This window comes from Streptomyces swartbergensis (assembly GCF_002148965.1).
GTDB lineage: Bacteria > Actinomycetota > Actinomycetes > Streptomycetales > Streptomycetaceae > Streptomyces > Streptomyces swartbergensis.
Genome location: NZ_NGFN01000738.1, coordinates 1 through 1,055 on the forward strand (window position 1 = coordinate 1; position 1,055 = coordinate 1,055).

General features: G+C 76.1%; 2 protein-coding genes. Both read left to right on the forward strand.

Annotated features, from left to right (window positions below):
• Positions 1-432: glycosyltransferase family 9 protein (locus CA983_RS44000; RefSeq protein ID WP_143645862.1), on the forward strand; the 432-nt coding region annotated here is incomplete at its 5' end.
• 13 nt (positions 433-445) lie between these two features.
• A partial coding sequence (locus tag CA983_RS44005) for a glycosyltransferase family 2 protein (RefSeq protein ID WP_086606143.1) occupies positions 446-1,055 on the forward strand: 610 nt, incomplete at its 3' end.

Genomic DNA, 1,055 nt, shown 5'->3' on the forward strand with positions numbered 1-1,055 from the left:
GTCGAGCGGTACGCGGCCGTCGCGGACGAGCTGCGCGCCCGGGGGCTGCGGGTCGTCGTGACCGGCGGCGCCGACGAGAGCGACCTCGTGGCCCGGCTCGCCAAGCAGGCCGGCCTGCCCGACACCGACGTGTTCGGCGGCGGCCTCCCGTTCGGCAGGCTGGCCGCCCTCGTCGCCGGCGCGTACGCCGTGATCAGCGGCGACACCGGCATCGCCCACCTCGCGGTCGCCCACGCCACACCCTCCGTCACCCTCTTCGGCCCGGTCGCACCGAGCCGCTGGGGCCCGCCGCCCGGCCCGCGCCACCGCGCGCTCTGGTACGGCCCGGAGGGCGACCCGCACGGCCGCCGCCCCGACCCCGCGCTGCTGCGCATCACCCCCGACGACGTCCTGAGCGCCGTCGACGAACTTCCCGGCACCCGACACCCGTGAGGGGCACCGCACGATGACCATCCCGTACCCGGACGCCACGCCCGTCGGCATCGTCATCGCCACCCGCAACCGCTGCGCCACCCTCGCCGAGGCCCTGAACCACCTCGTCGCCCTCCCCGAACGGCCCCGGATCCTCGTCGCGGACAACGCCTCCACCGACGACACCCGCGTCATGCTCGCCCGGGACTTTCCGCAGGTCCAGGTCCTGGCGCTGCCGTTCAACCACGGCGCCCTGGCGCGCAACCACGGTGCCCGTGCCCTGGACACCCCCTACGTGGCGTTCAGCGACGACGACTCCTGGTGGGCGCCCGGCGCCCTGACCAGGGCTGCCCGCCTGTTCGAGGAGCATCCGCGGCTCGGCCTCATCGCCGCCCGCACCCTCGTCGGCCCCGCCGCGGACCCCGACCCGCTCAACGAGGTGCTCGCCGCCTCGCCCCTCGGGCAGGCCGCCGACCTGCCCGGCACCCAGGTCCTGGGCTTCCTCGCCTGCGCCTCCGTCGTCCGCCGCAGCGCCTATCTCGACGCGGGCGGCTTCCACCGGCTGCTGTTCTTCGGCGGTGAGGAGACCCTCCTCGCCTACGACATGGCCGCCCGCGGCTGGGGCGTCACCCACTGCCCGGACG